At 54.4% G+C, this 1,197-nt stretch carries 1 pseudogene; it reads right to left on the bottom strand.

The window, feature by feature from the left end:
* Positions 1-1,114, bottom strand: a pseudogene (locus WMO44_RS14875) (hypothetical protein); the annotation flags it as partial.
* Between the last annotated feature and the right edge of the window lie 83 nt (positions 1,115-1,197).

Below are 1,197 nucleotides of genomic sequence, written 5' to 3'. Positions count from 1 at the left end.
AGGTAAAAACAGTATAGCCGTCTGTTTCACAGGTAGGCTCTACGGTAACAGCCTGATAATCATGGTTCAGTGCGGGCTGCTCTGCATAGGTGGTATAGTCACAACGAGAGCAGGTTTTGTAAGCATTCCAGCCGATTTCCGTACAGGTGGGGGCTTGCGCGTCATGCTGCACCAGAGCATGGTTCAGCGCGGGCACCTCTGCATAGGTGGTATAGTCGCAGTTTTTGCAGGTATCGTAGGCATTCCAGCCAATTTCCGTACAGGTGGCGGCTTTTGCATCGTGACGCACTAAATCGTGGTTCAATGCGGGCAGCTCCGCATAGGTGGTATAGTCACAACGGGAGCAGGTTTCGTAAGCGTTCCAGCCCTTTTCCGTGCAGGTGGGGGCTTTTGCTGCGTGCTGCTTCAAATCATGCTGTGCGGGCAGCTCTTTGCGGGTGGTATAGCCGCAGCGGATACAGCGGTCGTAAGCATCCCAGCCAATGTCGGTGCAGGTAGGGGCTTTTGCTGCGTGCTGCTTTAAATCATGATTCAGTGCGGGCAGCACCAGATTTTTGAAATAGCCGCAGCGCCAGCAGGCAACGGAAGCAAAGCCGATTTCCTTACAGGTGGGGGATTTTGCATCGGGATGCACCAGAGCATGGTTATTTGGGTCTTTTTCGCCGTATTCCCCACCACACGCCTCACAGACCGCTTTGGCGGTGCAGGTTGCTGTGCCACCGGTACAGCTTGCAGTATCAACTTTGTAGCAGTTCTTGCAGTTGCGGATGTGTGTGCCGTTGCCGGCGGATGACCACTCGCCCCATGCGTGATCGAGAATGCCGTATTTCGCGCCGCATAAGGCACAGGTTTTGCCTGTGGTGCAGGTGGGGGTTTCGGTGCCGCCGGAGTGATCCTCATATGGGGAATAGGGAATGAGCTTGTAGCCGCAATGGGTGCACTGGTAACGGCCGCGGTGCTTTTTGCCGAAATTAACATACTCGATGAACGTGTGAACTCGATCCTCGCCTTCACATGGCAGGGTTATTTGCGCCGGAAGCTCCGCCGCTGCGGGCAGACAGGCAGCAAAAAGGGTGAGCAGCAGAAAGAGAATGGCAACTCTCGTCTTTTTCATGACTTGCCTCCTTGTCATCAAACCTTGTTATCCTTTCAGATCAAACTGCACGGACAGCGATGCAAGCACGGCATCTACCACCT

The organism is Faecalibacterium tardum, assembly GCF_040096515.1.
Taxonomy (GTDB): domain Bacteria; phylum Bacillota; class Clostridia; order Oscillospirales; family Ruminococcaceae; genus Faecalibacterium; species Faecalibacterium tardum.
Note: the sequence above shows the minus strand (reverse complement) of the source record. Positions and strands in the feature narration are given on the sequence as shown.